At 36.2% G+C, this 15879-nt stretch carries 16 protein-coding genes, 1 tRNA gene and 1 pseudogene; 11 read left to right on the top strand and 7 right to left on the bottom strand.

Translation table 11 applies throughout. The annotated features are described in order from the left end of the window. The first annotated feature begins 44 nt into the window (after nt 1-44). Both H344_RS0107845 and H344_RS0107840 read left to right on the top strand, forming a co-directional pair. Nucleotides 45-1367, top strand: coding sequence for a hydroxymethylglutaryl-CoA reductase, degradative (locus H344_RS0107845; RefSeq protein ID WP_026809821.1), 1323 nt, complete (start codon nt 45-47; stop codon nt 1365-1367). Next, nucleotides 1364-2311 carry a GYDIA family GHMP kinase gene (locus H344_RS0107840; RefSeq protein ID WP_026809820.1) on the top strand — a complete coding sequence of 316 codons (948 nt, stop codon included), beginning with the start codon at nt 1364-1366 and terminating at the stop codon, nt 2309-2311. The genes H344_RS0107845 and H344_RS0107840 overlap by 4 nt, the downstream gene beginning before the upstream one ends. Before the next feature lie 130 nt (nt 2312-2441). On the opposite strand, the gene H344_RS0107835 is transcribed toward H344_RS0107840, so the two are convergent. From H344_RS0107835 to H344_RS0107805, 7 genes are all read right to left on the bottom strand, one after another. After that, nucleotides 2442-4559 carry a peptidylprolyl isomerase gene (locus H344_RS0107835; RefSeq protein WP_026809819.1) on the bottom strand — a complete coding sequence of 706 codons (2118 nt, stop codon included), beginning with the start codon at nt 4557-4559 and terminating at the stop codon, nt 2442-2444. A 104-nt stretch (nt 4560-4663) separates the two neighbouring features. Then, nucleotides 4664-5893: a hemolysin family protein gene (locus tag H344_RS0107830; protein ID WP_051254201.1), complete on the bottom strand. Its 1230-nt coding sequence runs from the start codon at nt 5891-5893 to the stop codon at nt 4664-4666. Between the two features lie 62 nt (nt 5894-5955). Continuing rightward, nucleotides 5956-6159: a hypothetical protein gene (locus H344_RS0107825; RefSeq protein ID WP_026809817.1), complete on the bottom strand. Its 204-nt coding sequence runs from the start codon at nt 6157-6159 to the stop codon at nt 5956-5958. After that, entirely contained in the window at nt 6152-6709 is a 558-nt protein-coding gene (gene lptC, locus H344_RS0107820) for an LPS export ABC transporter periplasmic protein LptC (protein ID WP_240484960.1), read from the bottom strand. The genes H344_RS0107825 and lptC overlap by 8 nt, the downstream gene beginning before the upstream one ends. A 52-nt stretch (nt 6710-6761) precedes the next feature. Then, the gene (locus H344_RS0107815; protein ID WP_026809815.1) at nt 6762-8132 is read right to left on the bottom strand and encodes a tetratricopeptide repeat protein; all 1371 of its coding nucleotides are present in this window, start codon (nt 8130-8132) and stop codon (nt 6762-6764) included. A 46-nt stretch (nt 8133-8178) separates the two neighbouring features. Next, nucleotides 8179-9453 carry a hypothetical protein gene (locus tag H344_RS0107810; RefSeq protein ID WP_026809814.1) on the bottom strand — a complete coding sequence of 425 codons (1275 nt, stop codon included), beginning with the start codon at nt 9451-9453 and terminating at the stop codon, nt 8179-8181. Next, nucleotides 9454-10182, bottom strand: a complete 729-nt coding sequence (locus tag H344_RS0107805; RefSeq protein ID WP_026809813.1) for a type III pantothenate kinase — start codon at nt 10180-10182, stop codon at nt 9454-9456. It abuts the gene before it with no gap. Between the two features lie 102 nt (nt 10183-10284). Here H344_RS0107805 and H344_RS0107800 point away from each other — a divergent pair. The 9 genes and pseudogenes from H344_RS0107800 to H344_RS0107765 form a co-directional block, all read left to right on the top strand. Then, a tRNA-Phe gene (locus H344_RS0107800) sits at nt 10285-10357 on the top strand. 536 nt (nt 10358-10893) lie between these two features. Then, nucleotides 10894-11400: a rhodanese-like domain-containing protein gene (locus H344_RS0107795; protein ID WP_026809812.1), complete on the top strand. Its 507-nt coding sequence runs from the start codon at nt 10894-10896 to the stop codon at nt 11398-11400. A gap of 63 nt (nt 11401-11463) precedes the next feature. Beyond that, nucleotides 11464-12075, top strand: a complete 612-nt coding sequence (locus H344_RS0107790; protein WP_034256325.1) for a TIGR04282 family arsenosugar biosynthesis glycosyltransferase — start codon at nt 11464-11466, stop codon at nt 12073-12075. A gap of 8 nt (nt 12076-12083) precedes the next feature. Further along, nucleotides 12084-12899 (top strand): purine-nucleoside phosphorylase, encoded by an 816-nt coding sequence (locus H344_RS0107785; RefSeq protein ID WP_026809810.1) that lies wholly within the window; start codon nt 12084-12086, stop codon nt 12897-12899. 164 nt (nt 12900-13063) lie between these two features. Continuing rightward, complete coding sequence (gene arsM / locus H344_RS0107780; protein WP_026809809.1) at nt 13064-14029, top strand: arsenosugar biosynthesis arsenite methyltransferase ArsM; 966 nt, start codon at nt 13064-13066, stop codon at nt 14027-14029. A gap of 60 nt (nt 14030-14089) precedes the next feature. Beyond that, nucleotides 14090-14308, top strand: coding sequence for a hypothetical protein (locus tag H344_RS22085; protein WP_240484959.1), 219 nt, complete (start codon nt 14090-14092; stop codon nt 14306-14308). A gap of 86 nt (nt 14309-14394) precedes the next feature. Then, nucleotides 14395-14844 (top strand): DUF547 domain-containing protein, encoded by a 450-nt coding sequence (locus tag H344_RS22080; protein WP_240484958.1) that lies wholly within the window; start codon nt 14395-14397, stop codon nt 14842-14844. Continuing rightward, nucleotides 14831-15550: a TIGR04283 family arsenosugar biosynthesis glycosyltransferase gene (locus H344_RS0107770; protein ID WP_026809808.1), complete on the top strand. Its 720-nt coding sequence runs from the start codon at nt 14831-14833 to the stop codon at nt 15548-15550. Before H344_RS22080 ends, H344_RS0107770 begins: the two co-directional genes overlap by 14 nt. A gap of 97 nt (nt 15551-15647) precedes the next feature. Then, a pseudogene (locus H344_RS0107765) lies at nt 15648-15879 on the top strand (IS982 family transposase); the annotation flags it as partial.

Here is a 15879-nt window from a genome sequence, read left to right as displayed (position 1 = left end):
TGTTTTTGTAATTACTATCTTTACCCGATGAAATTGATGCAACTATGATTAAACCAATTGAAGGTTTTTCCAAATTGTCTAAGGAGGAAAAAATTAAGTGGGTAGCAAATACGTACACCCACAATAGTGAGGAGACCATAGAAATACTGAAAAAGTACTGGAGTAATGATCAAAAACTACAGCAATTACACGATGAGTTTATAGAGAATACTATAACAAACTTTTATCTCCCGCTCGGTATAGCTCCCAATTTTTTAATCAATAATAAGCTTTACGCCATACCGATGGCCATAGAGGAAAGCTCTGTCGTTGCAGCAGCAAGTAAAGCTGCAAAATTCTGGCAAAATAGAGGCGGTTTTAAGACTAGTATTATTGGAACCGAAAAAGTAGGTCAGGTTCACTTTATGTATCAGGGAGACCTCTCCAAACTAAGGAGTTTCTTTAACGAAATAAAACCCAAATTACTCGCTAATGTTAGCTCTATTGTTAAAAACATGGAGAAACGCGGGGGAGGCATAAACAGTATCGAATTAAGGGATAAGAGTGATAAGCTAGATAATTACTTCCAATTACACTGTACCTTTGAGACGCTAGACGCTATGGGAGCCAACTTTATAAACTCCTGTCTAGAAAGCTTTGCTGATACCTTAAAAGCAGAGGCATTAAACTACTCTAATTTTACGGCTAGCGAACGTAAGTTAGAAATTGTGATGAGCATCCTATCGAACAACACCCCTAATTGCTTGGTAAGAGCTGAAGTTAGTTGTCCCATTAGCGATTTAAAAGAACACGAGGATATTTCTGCTCTAGAATTTGCTCAAAAGATGGTAAGGGCAGTTGCCATAGCAAAAGTAGAACCTTACAGGGCAGTTACCCATAATAAAGGTATTATGAATGGGGTAGATGCAGTTATTTTAGCTACAGGCAATGATTTTAGAGCTATAGAAGCCGGAGCACATGCTTACGCCTCCAAAGAAGGGGAATACACTAGCCTTACTAATGCCAGTATTGAAAATGACACCTTTAGATTTTGGATAGAAATTCCATTGGCATTGGGTACTGTAGGCGGACTAACAAGTCTTCATCCCATGGTAAAAATGGCTTTAGATATCCTACAAAGACCCAATGCAAAAGAGCTTATGCAAATTGTGGCCGCAGCCGGACTAGCACAGAATTTTGCCGCACTTAGATCATTAGTTACAACAGGGATCCAACAAGGCCACATGAAAATGCACCTATTAAATATCCTTAATCAACTAGGGGCAACATCATCCGAAAAAAAGACGCTAACTACTTATTTCAAAAAACATACAGCTACCCATAGCGCAGTAGTAGCAGCCTTTGAAAAATTAAGATCTCAAAAATGACAACTTCTTTCTACAGTAACGGAAAATTATTAATCTCAGGAGAGTATTTAGTATTGGATGGCGCTTTAAGCTTGGCTGTCCCAACAGTATATGGGCAATCATTATCCATAAAAACAGTTCCAGGGCGACAATTAATTTGGAAAAGCCTAGATGAAAAAGGAAAAGTCTGGTTTCAGGAAATCTATGACCTTAACACCTCAGAAAGTACCATAATAAAAGCCACCACTACAGCAGAAAACACTAATCTCCCTGAAGATACAGAAAAGGTTTCCAGCACCTTACGATCTATTTTAAATGAAGCAAAGAAGATAAACCCTTTATTCTTGCAAGGCGAAGAAGGTTATGAAGTTACTAGCGCATTAAATTTCCCTAGAGATTGGGGATTAGGATCATCTTCAACTCTCATCAACAATATTGCCCAATGGGCCAATGTAGATGCATATACCCTATTGTGGAACGCTTTTTCTGGTAGTGGTTATGATATTGCCTGCGCACAACATAATAGTCCAATCACCTATCAACTAAAAGATAAAAACCCAATTGTAAAGGAAGTCGCTTTTAACCCGTCTTTTAAAAACGACCTGTACTTTATACATTTAAATAAAAAGCAAAACAGTAGGGATGGCATTGCAACATATCGTTCCAAAAATATAGACCTTTTTAAGGAACTCCCTAAGATAAACAGCATCACCCAAAGAATTATTACAAGCACCAAGCGTAAGCAATTTGAAAAATTAATTGACAAACACGAAGCCATCTTAAGTGAAATCTTAGACATCCCTACGGTAAAGGAACAGCTGTTTCCCGATTTTAAAGGGGCTATTAAAAGTTTAGGAGCATGGGGAGGCGATTTTATTTTGGCAGCAGGCAACAAGAATACCGCATCTTATTTTAGAGATAAGGGGTACAACACTATAATTCCTTATTCTAAAATGGTACGATAATAAGGAAGTGTAAATAGCTTTAGTTATACTATTTTATTAGCGATCAAAGACAAAAATTGCCTTTTACCACAAGCAAAAAGAGGCGCTCCAAATGGAGCGCCTCTTTTATTATATATATGCTTTTATATGACTAGTAAAAAGTAGCCCTTTTATCTTCAATCTCAGATGCATCTTTAAGTGCATTGTAAACAGATATATTTACTCTACCTGCCGCGGCTGCCTGCAAGTTATTAGCATAAGTACTATAATTATCTAATTTTGGAGCTTCCTCCTTTTTAGTAACTGTAATCATATAAACCCCTGTTTCACCTTCCAATAGTCCGGAAGTAGCACCTTGCTCCATTGCAAATGCTGAACCTACCACATAAGGCTCTGCTCCTGCTCCAGGAATGGTAGGGGATTTCATTGTTAATGCTGAAGCTGTAGATTCCGTAATATTATTATCCTTGGCGAAAGCATCTATAGATTTACCATTATTGGCTTTTATAATCTGAGCTGCTTTCTTCTCTTTTCTAATCTTAGGTAATACTAGTACCGATGCATCCTCAGCTGCCATTAGTCCCTCTTTATATTTCGCAGTCAGTTGTACTACGGCATAACCATTGTTAATATCAAACCTCTTCACCTCACCTAGCTTAGTCCCTTCATTGAAAGCCCATTGTACTATTGCACGCTGTGCAGATAATCCTGGAAGAACTTCATCCATAGCATTAATCTTATTCACAGGTCTTACAACAAAATTTCCTGCTTTAGCTGTAGCGGCAAAATCCTTACTATCAATAGCGTCCATTTCAAACTTAGTAGCTTCTGTGAACAAGGCATTAACTGTTTCCTCTGAAGGCTCTAATTCTCTAGCCAAGGTAGCTATTTGCACTATATCTTGTTTGTCATCTACTTTCACAACGTGGAATCCAAAATCGGTTTCTACCAATCCTATGCTTCCTACTGAATTTTTAAATGCAAAATCGTTAAACTCTTCTACCATTACTCCCTCTTGGAAGTACCCTAGATCTCCACCTCTTGGTGCAGATGGTCCATCAGAATTATCCCTAGCCAATTGAGTAAAGATTGCATCGTTACCTCTTGCCTCTCTCAATAACTCCTTCGCTTTTTTCTCCGCTTCCTCTTTGGTCCTAGTAACTTCTGGGTTTGCATTCTGAGCACCTTCATAAGCAATTAAGATATGGCTTGCTTTTACTGAACCGTCTGATTTCTTGTCAATCATCTTAGTAACCTTGTAAAAACCACCGTCCTTATAAGGTCCAAATACAGCACCTTTTGATAATGCCATAAGGGTATCTGCAAATTTTGGAGACAATTGATTTTTAGCCTTATAGATAGTGTCAAATTTCTCATCAGAATATCTATCTAAGAAAGCAGCAATATCTTTAGTATTTCTAAAACCAAGGATAGTATCATTAGCGTCTTTTTGAGTGTTATATTCTACCTGATCCTCTAAAAGACTAGTTATCTCTTGTTTCACCTGAGCGTCATCCTCTACAGATGGCTTCTCCTCAAAATACACAAACTGAATATCTCTTGATGCATTTTGTTTAAAATCTTCTTTATGTGCTTTTACGTAAGCTTCAATTTCTTTTTTACTAACTGATATAGTAGAATCTGGAATAGAAGAATAAGGAACTCTTACATATTTAATATCTACTTTGTTATTAGCCAAATTATACTCTAACTCACCTTCTTTTAAAGTAGATGCTACACCAGCTCTTACTAAATTAAAGTAAGCCTGCTCTTTTGCATTCTGAATAATGGCTTGCTCATCTTGTAACCATAAATTATAACGTGCAGGGTTATTTGCTTTCCAATCTGCAACTGCCGCTTTAAATCTATTTTCATCAAAAACGCCGTCAGCATTGTGAAATTCTGGGTTTTGAACGTAAGTGGGTATAGTTTTAATGTAGTTTATGATTTGATCATGACCTACCTGAATTCCTAATTCCTCGAACTGCTGATCTAAAATTGTAGTACGCAATTCTCTTTCCCACACTTGATTTACTACTTGCATAGAAGAAGCAGATGGTCCTGCCATTCTAGAATATGCTTCAACGTTACGTCTAAATTGATCAATGGAAATTTCATCCCCATTTACCTCTCCAACAGAAGAGCCAACCTTGGCACCGCCACCCATATCATTACTAAGCACTCCTGAAATCACAAATGCGAACAAGGCCAGACCTATGATCAAAATTAATACGGTTGTCCGTTTCCTTATATTCTCTAATACTGCCATTCTGTAATCTATTTAAAATTAACCCTATACCTATAGGGTGGCAAAACTACTACTTTCTTTTGAAATAATAAAAACTAAAAAACACCAATAATAAGCACTTTTTTTTAATCTTTTTCTAACACCTTCAATAAAACAAGATCTATTTTATTACTAGACACTTCTAATACTGTAAAAAGAAAATTATCAATTCTAATTTCCGTGCTTTTCTCTGGGATCTCACCTGTTTCATTCATTATAAGGCCTCCCAAAGTCTCATACACATCACTTTCAGGAAGATTTAGCTTATAATGTTCATTCACATAATCTACGTCTAATCTACCTGAAAACTTATAGGTATCCTCATCTAATTGCTCCTCATGAAGATCCGTAGTATCGTGCTCATCTTCTATTTCTCCAAACAGCTCCTCTACAATATCCTCTACCGTCATCACCCCAGAAGTCCCACCATACTCATCCAACACCACCGCGATACTCTTTCTTTTTTTAGTCAAAATATTCAAGATATCGTTAATCAACATGGTTTCCGGTACAAATTCTACTGGCATAAGAATACTCTTTATGGTCTTTGGCTTTTTAAACAACTCATAGGAATGCACATACCCTATAACATTATCTACGGTATCTTTAAACACCAAAATTTTTGAGAATCCAGTTTCAACAAAGAGCTTCTTCAAGTTCTTAGGGCTATCATGTAGTTCCACAGCAGCAATTTCTGTCCTAGGCACCATTACCTCCCTAGCTTTTACAGCAGAAAACTCCAATGCATTTTGGAATATTTGTATTTCTGAGTCAATCACATCCTCCTTTTCTACCGCTTCCATTTGCTCTGAAATATAATCTCCTAATTCTACCTTACTGAATGCTAATTGCACATCATCCCCATCAGTTTTAAAAAAAACTTTTAGAATAAAATCAGAAATCCAAATAACAAAATCGGATATAAAAGTAAAAAGCACATAAAAGACATATGCAGGAAATGCCAATACCTTTAATAGCGTATTACTATAAATCTGGAATAGCACCTTAGGTAGAAATTCTGCTGTTAAAAGAATTATTAAAGTCGAAATAACGGTATTGGTAAGCAGACTGAAATCTGTAAGTAGTAGTCGAACAAAACCAATAGGAGAAGACTTGAGATCTGCAAACACCTCCATTAGCAAATCTCCCATAAATAGCCCATACACAACAAGGGCAATATTATTGCCGATTAACATAGTGGCAATAAACTTAGAAGGTTTTTTAGTTAGGCGCGCTAGCACCTTAGGCAAAAAACCATCTTGCTTTTTCTCAATTTCTATGTGGATTTTGTTTGCAGAAACAAATGCAATCTCCATCCCAGAGAAAAAGGCGGAAAAAAGCAATGAAATAACAATAACAATTATTGTTGGCTCCAAGACTAATTTTTATTGTTTTTTTGACGGTCCTCAAACCGTTTTCTATAGGTTTTTTTAAATATAAACATCCCAATGGATACAACAGCGAAGAAAACAAATAAATAAGCTCGTTGTCTATCCACATTCCATTGCGCATAAATTTCAAATAAAGAAATTACTGCTACTGCTAGGTAAATATATTCTGTATACCTTAAAATTTTAATCATCTTTTTTCTCTTTAATACTCATTATTCCGTAGGTTCTATTGGCATGTAAAAAACTAAAGGACCTATTAAAATCCATCCCTTCCCCATCCATAACAGTTCCTTCCTCTGGATTAGTATATTTAAATTTTTCTTGGGTGAAAATCCAATCATTTTTCCTATCCCAATAAATTTGATGTGATTCTAACATTTTACCGTCATCGGTTTTTATAACCACATTTCCCCGCAAATCTATCAAATTTGTTTGAGAATAAATGATACCAAAATCTGCCGTAACAGTACTTTTCATCCCTTTATCATCAAAGAACTCAACCTTCAACCCCTCGGGAAACGTCCTATACGGAAATGACAAATGATCAAAATCGTTACTTATCGGACTCTTTAGCACGGATATAATCCGAGAAGGATACTCTCCATCCTCATTATTCTCCCTATCGGTTTCGGTATAAGTTAAGGTGAAATCTTCTGCAATACCACTAGGGAATATTTTTTTTATAGCCTCATCCCCTACTCTTTTATAATTATCGGCACAAGAACAAAAAAGCATTGCCATAGAAATGACTATGGCAATGCTCGTTAGATTATATGTACTTTTTAATATCATCTTATAAGTTAGGCACCTTTACGCTACCGCCAACCCAACATGAGAAAGTTACTGTCTTACCAGACATTCCAGAGTTAAAAATATCTGTCTTGGAAGGAGCTTTAGCATCATAACTTCTTGCAGCTTGCGCGGAGCTACCCCTTACTGCTGGATCTACACGACCAGCCTGACGAGCCATTTCTGCCGCTTTCCAGTATACTGCTCTCTTTTCAAAAGGTGTACTACCACACTCATTAGCACTAGAGGCATATAAACTAGCAATCAACAAATACGCTTTTCCATTTGCAGGGTTTGCATCAATAGCTTTTTGTGCATAGCTCCTAGCTGTAGACTTACTAGATCTTCTATAGCTAGTTGCTATCCTGTATGCAATATTAGACTTTTTCTTAGGATCGGTCTCCAATTCTAATGCCTTGTTAAAATCTGCAATTGCACCTTTAGTATCCCCGGCATTATTTTTTAGCGCCCCTCCATACATATAAGCACTTGCCGATGGCTCCATAGCTAATTGCGCTTCGAATAATTTTTTAAATAGTGGGTCTTCTGTACACTCTTTACTATACATTCTACCTACGGCTCTCTTCACCCAAGCGATATCACCTTTCTTTTCTTCGAAGCTCTTATTGTAAAGTGGAATTAAGTTTTCGCAATTCGCCAAAGCCCCAAGCTTACTATCTATACTCTCAGAAATTTTACCATAGCTCTCAGAATAGCTATTATAAGATCTCAACTGGCTAGCCTCTTTTTTTGTTAAAGTACCTGCATCTTCTTTAGGCAAAAGCTTGGCAATTGCACCAGTAAGCTTGTCATTTTCGCCTTCTATTTTCTCAGTAATAGCATCATATCTTTCGAATACTTCTTCCACTTCTCTCTTACCTTCGTTATGAAGATCTACCAAACTAGAGAAGTACAAGTAAAGTGCTTTTGGATTTTTATAATGCGTATTATCTTCTTTAAAAACCCTATCCAACTCTGAATAAATCTCTTCATTGGTAATCATTTTTTCATCAAACTTCAACAACACCTTATCGATAGCAGTTTCGGCAGGACTAGTTTTAGATGCGAAATACTTTATACGATTATCGTATAGTTCTAGAAGCTCATTAATACTAGCGGTTTTAGCCTCACCTGTAGATTTAGCTATCTTATCCTTTAGTATTCTCTCTCCATATAGAATATTTGCCCAGTTTAGAGTAGGACAATTTTCGTACACCATTTTCCAAGGTGTATACGCAGCATCATAATTCTTAACCTTCACATGCTCTGTGTATATAGATAAGTTAGTCATGCATTCCGGGTTTTGCGCCTGTGCATGCCCTAAACCTATAACCCCCATTACGGTTATAGCTGTGATGTAGAGTTTCTTTTTCATCTGTCTGTATATTTTAATAATATAATAGTGGTTAATGTAGTTATTTTTAGTTAATTCTACGCTTTTTAAACCAATCTAGATCGTTCAATGATAGTCCTAAATTGACCTTGAAATAATTCTCCTCAACCAAATCACCATATTTGGTTCCTCTTTTACCAAGTTCGAAACCAATATTTACGTTGGAAAAATTACTTCCTTGACCCAGCGGTAAACCTAAACCAAAAGTTATGCCAAAATCATTTATTTCTTTATTATCTACCACAATTCCTGAAGTTGACACCTTTGCTCCCGCCCTATATACCACTCGTTTCAGATAGCTTGTAAACGAAGTATATTCCGGAATATAATATCCTCCAAACCTTATAGTATTAGCATCTTGATACACTAAATTATTAGAAGGCGACAACTCATTTTCAAATTTACTCATTTCCTGAAAACTGTATTCCGCTCCTAAAAACCACTTTTTATCCTGTCCATAACCAAGTCCCAAAGTGGTTGTAGTAGGTATTTGAACACCTGTCCTTGCAAGCCCTTGTCTTTCTAAATCAACTTCTACAACTTCTACATCCATACCGTTTGCAGTAGAGAAGGAACCTATAGTACGTGTATTTCTAGAAATTAGATTCGCTTGGGTATTTACGATTACACTAGTAAATAGCGTATGCTTCTCATCTATCTTAGGAGTATAATTAAGTGCAAAATTAAAATCGAAACCATTTATTCTAGAACTCACCCTATTAAAAGAACCTAGCTGAACCCCTTCAATAGCCTGAATACCACTACTTTCCTGATTTCCAAAATTAAAATTAGAAGTCACTCCTAAACTCACATTCTTAAAAACTTCAAATCCCAAGGAAAGATATACCCGGTTAACTCCTCCTGACCCGGTATACGATTCTTTAATTGTTCCCTGACCAGCTGGCGTTCTTTCCGACTGAAAATTATATCCTACCGAAGAATAAGGCATAATACCAAAACCAAGACCCACTTTCCTACCTAAACTAAAGCCAAGAGACAAATAATCCAAATTAGATACAGAAGCATTTTCCTTAGCGGTATTCGTCTTAAAACTATATTCATTCCTTGAAAGCCCTGCAGTATAAGTCGTTAAACCCAACTTACTATAGGCAGCAGGGTTATTTAAATTGATATGGATACTATCTCCATATACACTTAAACCTCCCATCATATTGTTTTCCACCGAATTGGTCGCCCTTAAATCCCCTATACCGAAATAAGAATATGGAGATACCGTATTTTTCTGGGCTTGAATGCTAACCGAAGTTACGCATAAAAATGCAATTATAAAATTTTTGACCATCTAGCGTTTGTTGAATTCTAGCAAATGATTTAACCCCAACAGGAGAAAATTAGAATGCGCAAATATGGTATTTTTTAATCGTTTTGACAAAAATAGCGCATCCCCGCCTGTTAAAATAACTGTTAAATCTGCAAATCTACTTTGATATTGTGAAATTACACCATCAATTTCATTACAAATTCCATTAACCACCCCACTATGAATACTCGTTTCGGTAGTATTCCCAATAAAATCAATGACATCCTCTTGTTTTAAGAGGGGTAATTTTGCTGTTTGGGCGTGTAAGGCCTTATACCTCATGACAAGTCCTGGTGAGATAGCACCCCCCAAATACTCTCCATAATCATTAACAATATCATAAGTAATACAACTACCTGCATCTATCACCAAAGTATTCCCATTAGGATTATGATAAAATGCTGCTGTTGCCAAAGCAATACGATCCACTCCAAGAGTATGAGGGGTAGCGTAGGAGTTTTTAAAAGGAATTTTAGTATCTTGACTCAATACATGCACACGACAAAAAACAGACACCATGTCTATCTCTGCCTGCGATAAAGCTCCTACAGTTGAAAGTATAGCATCTTGAATACTTCTGTACTCGGAGAAAATAGTTCTTACATTTTTGGCAAAATCTTTCAAAGGAATTTTCTGCTCAAACACTATGTCCTCACCTCTGAAAACCGCCATTTTTACTAGGGTATTACCCGCATCGATAATTAAGTTCATATCACAAAGATTAAAAAAATGTAAAAAAAGATCTACCTTTTTTTACATTTTTGTTTGTATATATTAAAATTGAATATATATTTGCACCCGCTAACAGCAATTGGTGCCTTAGCTCAGTTGGTAGAGCAATGGACTGAAAATCCATGTGTCCCTGGTTCGATTCCTGGAGGCACCACCTCAAAAGCCCTTGATTTTCAAGGGCTTTTTTATTTTTACTTTGTTTCTTCACTAATTTAATAGATCCAATGAATATCATTCCGAGTATTTGAGATTTATTATAGATCAAAATGAAAGACCTCCTAAATTAGTTTGACATTTTTCATATATTCCTATATGGAGCACGTTGAACACTTCCTTTACATAATTCATAGTAAAACAACGGACCGGTTCTATACTGGAGAAACACCAGATTTAAAAAACGGATCATGACTAATTGTTGTGTTTAAGGATCATGACCAATTATTGTGTTTATGCAAAAATTGTGGTTAATCTGTAAAGGAAGAATTCTACATTTTTTACCCCTCTGAACTGTGCCCTGAACGCTTTAATTTTTGCGTTGAAGGATTCCGCCGAGGCAATTATTTCCCTCTTTTATAACATATCTCTTACCTAGTAACTTTACAATAAAGCAATTCCATTAAATCACAATAAAATTGAAATATGTAATGGCAAGTAGGTTTAGTATATTTGTTAATTGACATAGACCTTACAATGAAAATTTTATTACCACTTGCTGCATTCTTTATTTGCTATTTTAATAGCCATGGTCAGCAAGACATAGAAAACACCCTGCAAAAATTAAACAAGCACAGCGTCCCCTACATTACCAACGATGAACTTAACCTCCAACCTCACTTCATCCTATTAGACGCTAGAGGAAATCAGGAGTATGCCGTAAGCAGACTTCCAGGAGCAGTATGGATAGGATATAAAGATTTTAACGCATCAAAAATCCAAGACCTAATCCCAAATAAAAACACCCCAATTGTAGTTTATTGTTCCATTGGAGTACGATCCGAAAAAATAGGTGAAAAACTCATAAAATTAGGATATTCACAAGTACTGAATTTATACGGCGGCATCTTCGATTGGAAAAATAAAGGCAACCTAGTATACAATTCCAAAGGTCACGCAACCGACAGCGTACATGTTTACAATAAACACTGGGGCAACCTACTTACTAATGGAAAGAAAGCGTATAATAAAGATGAATTCTAAACCCTAAAAACACTTTTTTATACATCAAATTCATTAACACAATCAAAAAAAATATGCTACTCTATGACAAATAGCAAAAACCTACTTTTAATATTTACCCGCAACCCTATCCTTGGCAAATGCAAAACAAGGCTGGCCGCTAGTATTGGTGATAAAAACGCATTGGATATCTACAAATTCTTACTTTTACATACACAAAATATAACCAAAGACTTAAAAGTAGATAAATGGGTATGCTACTCCGACTACATTGGTAAAGATGATTATTGGGACTCTTCTCACTATAGAAAAATACAGCAGCGAGGAATAGATTTAGGCGAACGAATGGCCAACGCTTTTAAGGATGGTTTTGATACTGGTTACGAGAAGATTATAATAATTGGCAGCGATATGTACGACCTAAAAGAAAACGAAATTGCCGATGCTTTTAATTTTCTAGATACCAATGATTATGTAGTAGGACCTGCTTTGGACGGCGGCTACTACCTAATGGGAATGAAAAAATTTAACCCAAAATTATTTAAGGGTAAGGCATGGGGGACAGATACCGTACTAAAAAAAACTTTAGACCATCTAAGAGATGAAAAGTATTTTCTGTTGTCTCCTAAGAATGATATTGACTACTATGAGGACATAAAAGACATAGCAGTTTTTAAACCTTTTTTAAAAAAATAATATTGTATATGACAAGCAAACAATTGAACGAATCCGTAGAGTACCTTATTGAAAAAGGATTCGACAAACCAGAAATTGGTGTAGTTCTAGGCACAGGTTTAAGGAAATTGGTCGAGGATATTGAAAATCCTATTGAAGCCTTTTATAACCACATTCCCTATTTCCCATTGGCCACTGTGGAATTCCATGCCGGAAAATTGATTTTTGGAATTTTAGAGGGGAGAAAAGTAGTAGTAATGCAGGGCAGATTCCATTTATATGAGGGGTACGATTCAGTAGATGTGACCTATCCAATTAGAGTAATGCAGCGCTTAGGCATAAAGAAACTTTTTATCTCCAACGCAGCCGGTGCTATTAATTTAGATTACAAAAAGGGCGATATCATGCTCCTTGAAGATCATATTAATTTGCAGGGAGGATCCCCTTTAGCCTTTAAAAACGTTGGAGAATTTGGCAATCGATTTACAGATATGAGTGAGCCTTATGATCCTGAAATGCGCCAAAAACTTATAACAATAGCAGAGCAAGAAAAAATAACTCTTCGCCAAGGTGTTTATGTTTCCGTTCTGGGTCCTCAGTTAGAAACCAAAGCAGAATACCGAATGCTAAAAATGATGGGGGCCGATGCTGTAGGCATGAGTACCGTTCCCGAAGTTATTGTAGCCAACCATTTAAAATTGCCAGTAGTTGCTGTCTCCGTTTTGACAGACGAGTGTAATCCTGAAAACTTACAACCGGTAAACATTGAAGAAATTATTGAGATTGCTGCTAACACAGAACCTAAAATGATAAAGTTATTCCGTGAACTAATTAAGGAAATTTAAAAAAGCATTCAGATTAATATGCATTCCCCGATTTAGGTTAACACTAATGAAAATAATATGTCCTGATCAAGAAAGCTATTAAAAATAATAACGACGAATAAATTGATTAACAAAAATAGCGGAATATAAAAACAATTTAACCGCTGAACCCTAATACAATTTCCATGAGCTATTTAAATGCAACTAACGAACTATATAAGGACGCCGCATTAACCCCAGATGTTGGTCTTTGCTGCACTACCAACCCCATTTGGCAATTTCCTGGACTTTCCATCCCAAAAATAATGCAAGAAATGAATTATGGATGTGGGAGTACTATTTCTGCACAAGACCTCATTAATAACCCAAAAGTTCTTTATGTGGGTGTTGGTGGAGGCATGGAATTACTTCAGTTCGCTTACTTCTCCAGACAAGAAGGAGGTATAATTGGCGTAGATATTGTTGATGAAATGCTTGAAGCATCTCGCAAAAATTTTGAAGTAGCAGAAAAAGAAAATCCGTGGTTTAAGAGCGAGTTTGTAAACCTGATTAAAGGAGATGCACTTAACCTACCTATTTCTGATGCAAGTATAGATGTAGCGGCACAAAACTGCCTCTTCAATATATTTAAGGCCGAAGACTTAAAGAAAGCTGTTTCCGAAATGTATCGTGTTTTAAAACCACACGGTCGGTTAGTAATGAGCGACCCTATATGTGAGCAGCCTATGAACGACGCTCTTAGAAATGATGATCGCCTACGTGCACTTTGCTTAAGTGGGAGCATTCCACTGAAAGATTATGTAAAAGTACTTACCGATGCCGGTTTTGGAACCATAGAAATTAGAGCTAGAAAATCGTACCGAGTGCTATCTCCAAATCATTATCCTACAGAGGAGCTTATCTTTATTGAGTCCATTGAAATTGCCGCCATAAAAGATCCGATGCCAAAGGACGGACCTTGTATTTTTACAGGAAAGACCGCTATCTACTATGGTGACGAGGAATATTTTGATGATAAAGATGGCCATGTATTAATGCAAAATCAGCCCCTAGCAGTTTGTGACAAAACAGCCGCTGCCTTACAAAAGAGCAATGCAGAAATACATATTAGCGAAAGCACTTTTCATTATAATGGAGGTGGATGTTGCTAACGTTTTATAAATAGACAGGTAATAGCCCTATCGACCGCTAATTAGGGTTAATCTTAAATTATGTTACGTAAATCCACTTTTGTCTTATTGCTATTTTTGTTGAATGGACTCTTCAAAAATGCGACCAATGGGTCGGTTTTAGGAAATATCAGTTCAAAACCAAAGATGCAATTAAATCATTCACTTTGGGATAACTTACTACAAAAGCATGTAGATAAAAGTGGTAACGTAAATTATAAGAGCTTCAAAAAAGACCATGCTAGTCTTATACAGTTCTAGGGTATTTAAAAAATAATAAACCTACCGAAGATGCTAACCGCCAAGTACATTTAGCCTATTACATTAATCTTTACAATGCGGCCACCGTGAGTCTTATTTTAGATAATTATCCTCTAAAGAGCATAAAAGACATCAGAAATCCTTGGGGGCAGAAACTTGTAGCTATAGGAGATCAAATATTTTCGCTAGGAGACTTAGAACATAAAATACTGCGAAAAATGAACGAACCCCGTATTCATTTTGCCATTAATTGCGCGTCCTATTCGTGTCCAAAACTAGTTAACCAAGCCTTTACATCGTCTAACTTGGAGGCACTACTAGAGCAAACTGCAGTAGACTTTATAAATGATAAGAAACGAAATGTACTAGGTAACGATGAAGCTTCCCTTTCTGCAATTTTTAAATGGTTTAAAAAAGATTTTACTCAAGAGAGTTCCTTGGTTGACTATATTAATAAATACGCGAGGATAAAGCTAGATTCCAATACTAGAATAAAATATTTAAACTACAACTGGGCACTAAATGAAGCTAAATAACCCCTACAGCATTAGTATCATTATCCCAGTATATAATGAGGCCTCAAACATTATTAGGCTTCTAAAATATCTTCATGAAAATAGCGTCACCCAAACGGTTAAAGAAATTATTGTAGTAGATGGTGGCAGCACCGACCAAACAGTAACTATCGCGCAAAACGAGGGTGCCACAGTATTAAAATCAGATAAAGGCCGCGCCAAACAAATGAACCTAGGGGCACTACATGCTTCAGGGGATATTCTTTACTTTCTGCACGCCGATACCTTTCCCCCAAAGGGATATGATAAATTTATTTTAATCGCAATCAACAAAGGTTTTAACGCGGGCTGTTTTAGGATGAAATTTGACACCTCAAAAAAGTTCCTCCAGTTTTTCGCTTGGTTTAGTAGAATAAACCACAAATTATGTCGCGGTGGGGATCAATCTTTATTTGTTCAAAAAAAACTCTTTCAAAAAATACAGGGATACAGTGAAGAATATATTATTTATGAAGATACCGAATTTATTGGTCGCTTATATCAAAACACAACATTTACGGTATTACCACAATATGTAATCACTTCGGCAAGAAAATATGAGCAATTCGGAATGGTAAGACTACTATACCACTTTGGAATGATTCACCTACAGAACCTTCTCGGTTTCGGCCCCAAAAAGCTAAACAACTACTACAAAAAACATATTGTAAACCTGAGTTCGACGTAAGAATTTCGAATATTATTGGGTTTTTACACCATAGAAAAAGCGGAAATTTAGTATATTTAAGTGTCTAAAAATCAAATATTTAACTAAATTATCCGCCATGATTTCCAATGATAAAATTACTGAAATTTTCTTCAATATTGATGAGTTTTCTAAGGTTTTTGAGCCTGCTCTAAGACAAAACCTTCTAACACAGGGCAAAAAGACTAGAAATAGACCCGGTAGGATGTCCAGTAGCGAGGTGATGACCATTTCAGTTATCTATCACGTGAGCGGCTTTAAAAACTTTAAGCATTTTTATATTTTTTATGTACAGAAACACATGGAAGATA

It is taken from the genome of Arenibacter latericius DSM 15913 (assembly GCF_000424985.1).
In the GTDB taxonomy this organism is placed as follows: Bacteria; Bacteroidota; Bacteroidia; order Flavobacteriales; family Flavobacteriaceae; genus Arenibacter; species Arenibacter latericius.
The sequence above is the reverse complement of the archived record's forward strand: the minus strand, read 5'-3'. Positions and strand labels throughout refer to the sequence as shown.

Bases quoted from the DNA above. Each gene is read 5' to 3' on its own strand.
- H344_RS0107825 (WP_026809817.1), bottom strand. From the start codon at position 6,159: ATGATTAAAATTTTAAGGTATACAGAATATATTTACCTAGCAGTAGCA.
- arsM (WP_026809809.1), top strand. From the start codon at position 13,064: ATGAGCTATTTAAATGCAACTAACGAACTATATAAGGACGCCGCATTA.
- H344_RS0107805 (WP_026809813.1), bottom strand. From the start codon at position 10,182: ATGAACTTAATTATCGATGCGGGTAATACCCTAGTAAAAATGGCGGTT.
- H344_RS0107840 (WP_026809820.1), top strand. From the start codon at position 1,364: ATGACAACTTCTTTCTACAGTAACGGAAAATTATTAATCTCAGGAGAG.
- H344_RS0107830 (WP_051254201.1), bottom strand. From the start codon at position 5,893: ATGGAGATTGCATTTGTTTCTGCAAACAAAATCCACATAGAAATTGAG.
- lptC (WP_240484960.1), bottom strand. From the start codon at position 6,709: ATGGCAATGCTTTTTTGTTCTTGTGCCGATAATTATAAAAGAGTAGGG.
- H344_RS0107845 (WP_026809821.1), top strand. From the start codon at position 45: ATGATTAAACCAATTGAAGGTTTTTCCAAATTGTCTAAGGAGGAAAAA.
- H344_RS0107785 (WP_026809810.1), top strand. From the start codon at position 12,084: ATGACAAGCAAACAATTGAACGAATCCGTAGAGTACCTTATTGAAAAA.
- H344_RS22085 (WP_240484959.1), top strand. From the start codon at position 14,090: ATGTTACGTAAATCCACTTTTGTCTTATTGCTATTTTTGTTGAATGGA.
- H344_RS0107815 (WP_026809815.1), bottom strand. From the start codon at position 8,132: ATGAAAAAGAAACTCTACATCACAGCTATAACCGTAATGGGGGTTATA.
- H344_RS0107810 (WP_026809814.1), bottom strand. From the start codon at position 9,453: ATGGTCAAAAATTTTATAATTGCATTTTTATGCGTAACTTCGGTTAGC.
- H344_RS0107790 (WP_034256325.1), top strand. From the start codon at position 11,464: ATGACAAATAGCAAAAACCTACTTTTAATATTTACCCGCAACCCTATC.
- H344_RS0107835 (WP_026809819.1), bottom strand. From the start codon at position 4,559: ATGGCAGTATTAGAGAATATAAGGAAACGGACAACCGTATTAATTTTG.
- H344_RS0107795 (WP_026809812.1), top strand. From the start codon at position 10,894: ATGAAAATTTTATTACCACTTGCTGCATTCTTTATTTGCTATTTTAAT.
- H344_RS0107770 (WP_026809808.1), top strand. From the start codon at position 14,831: ATGAAGCTAAATAACCCCTACAGCATTAGTATCATTATCCCAGTATAT.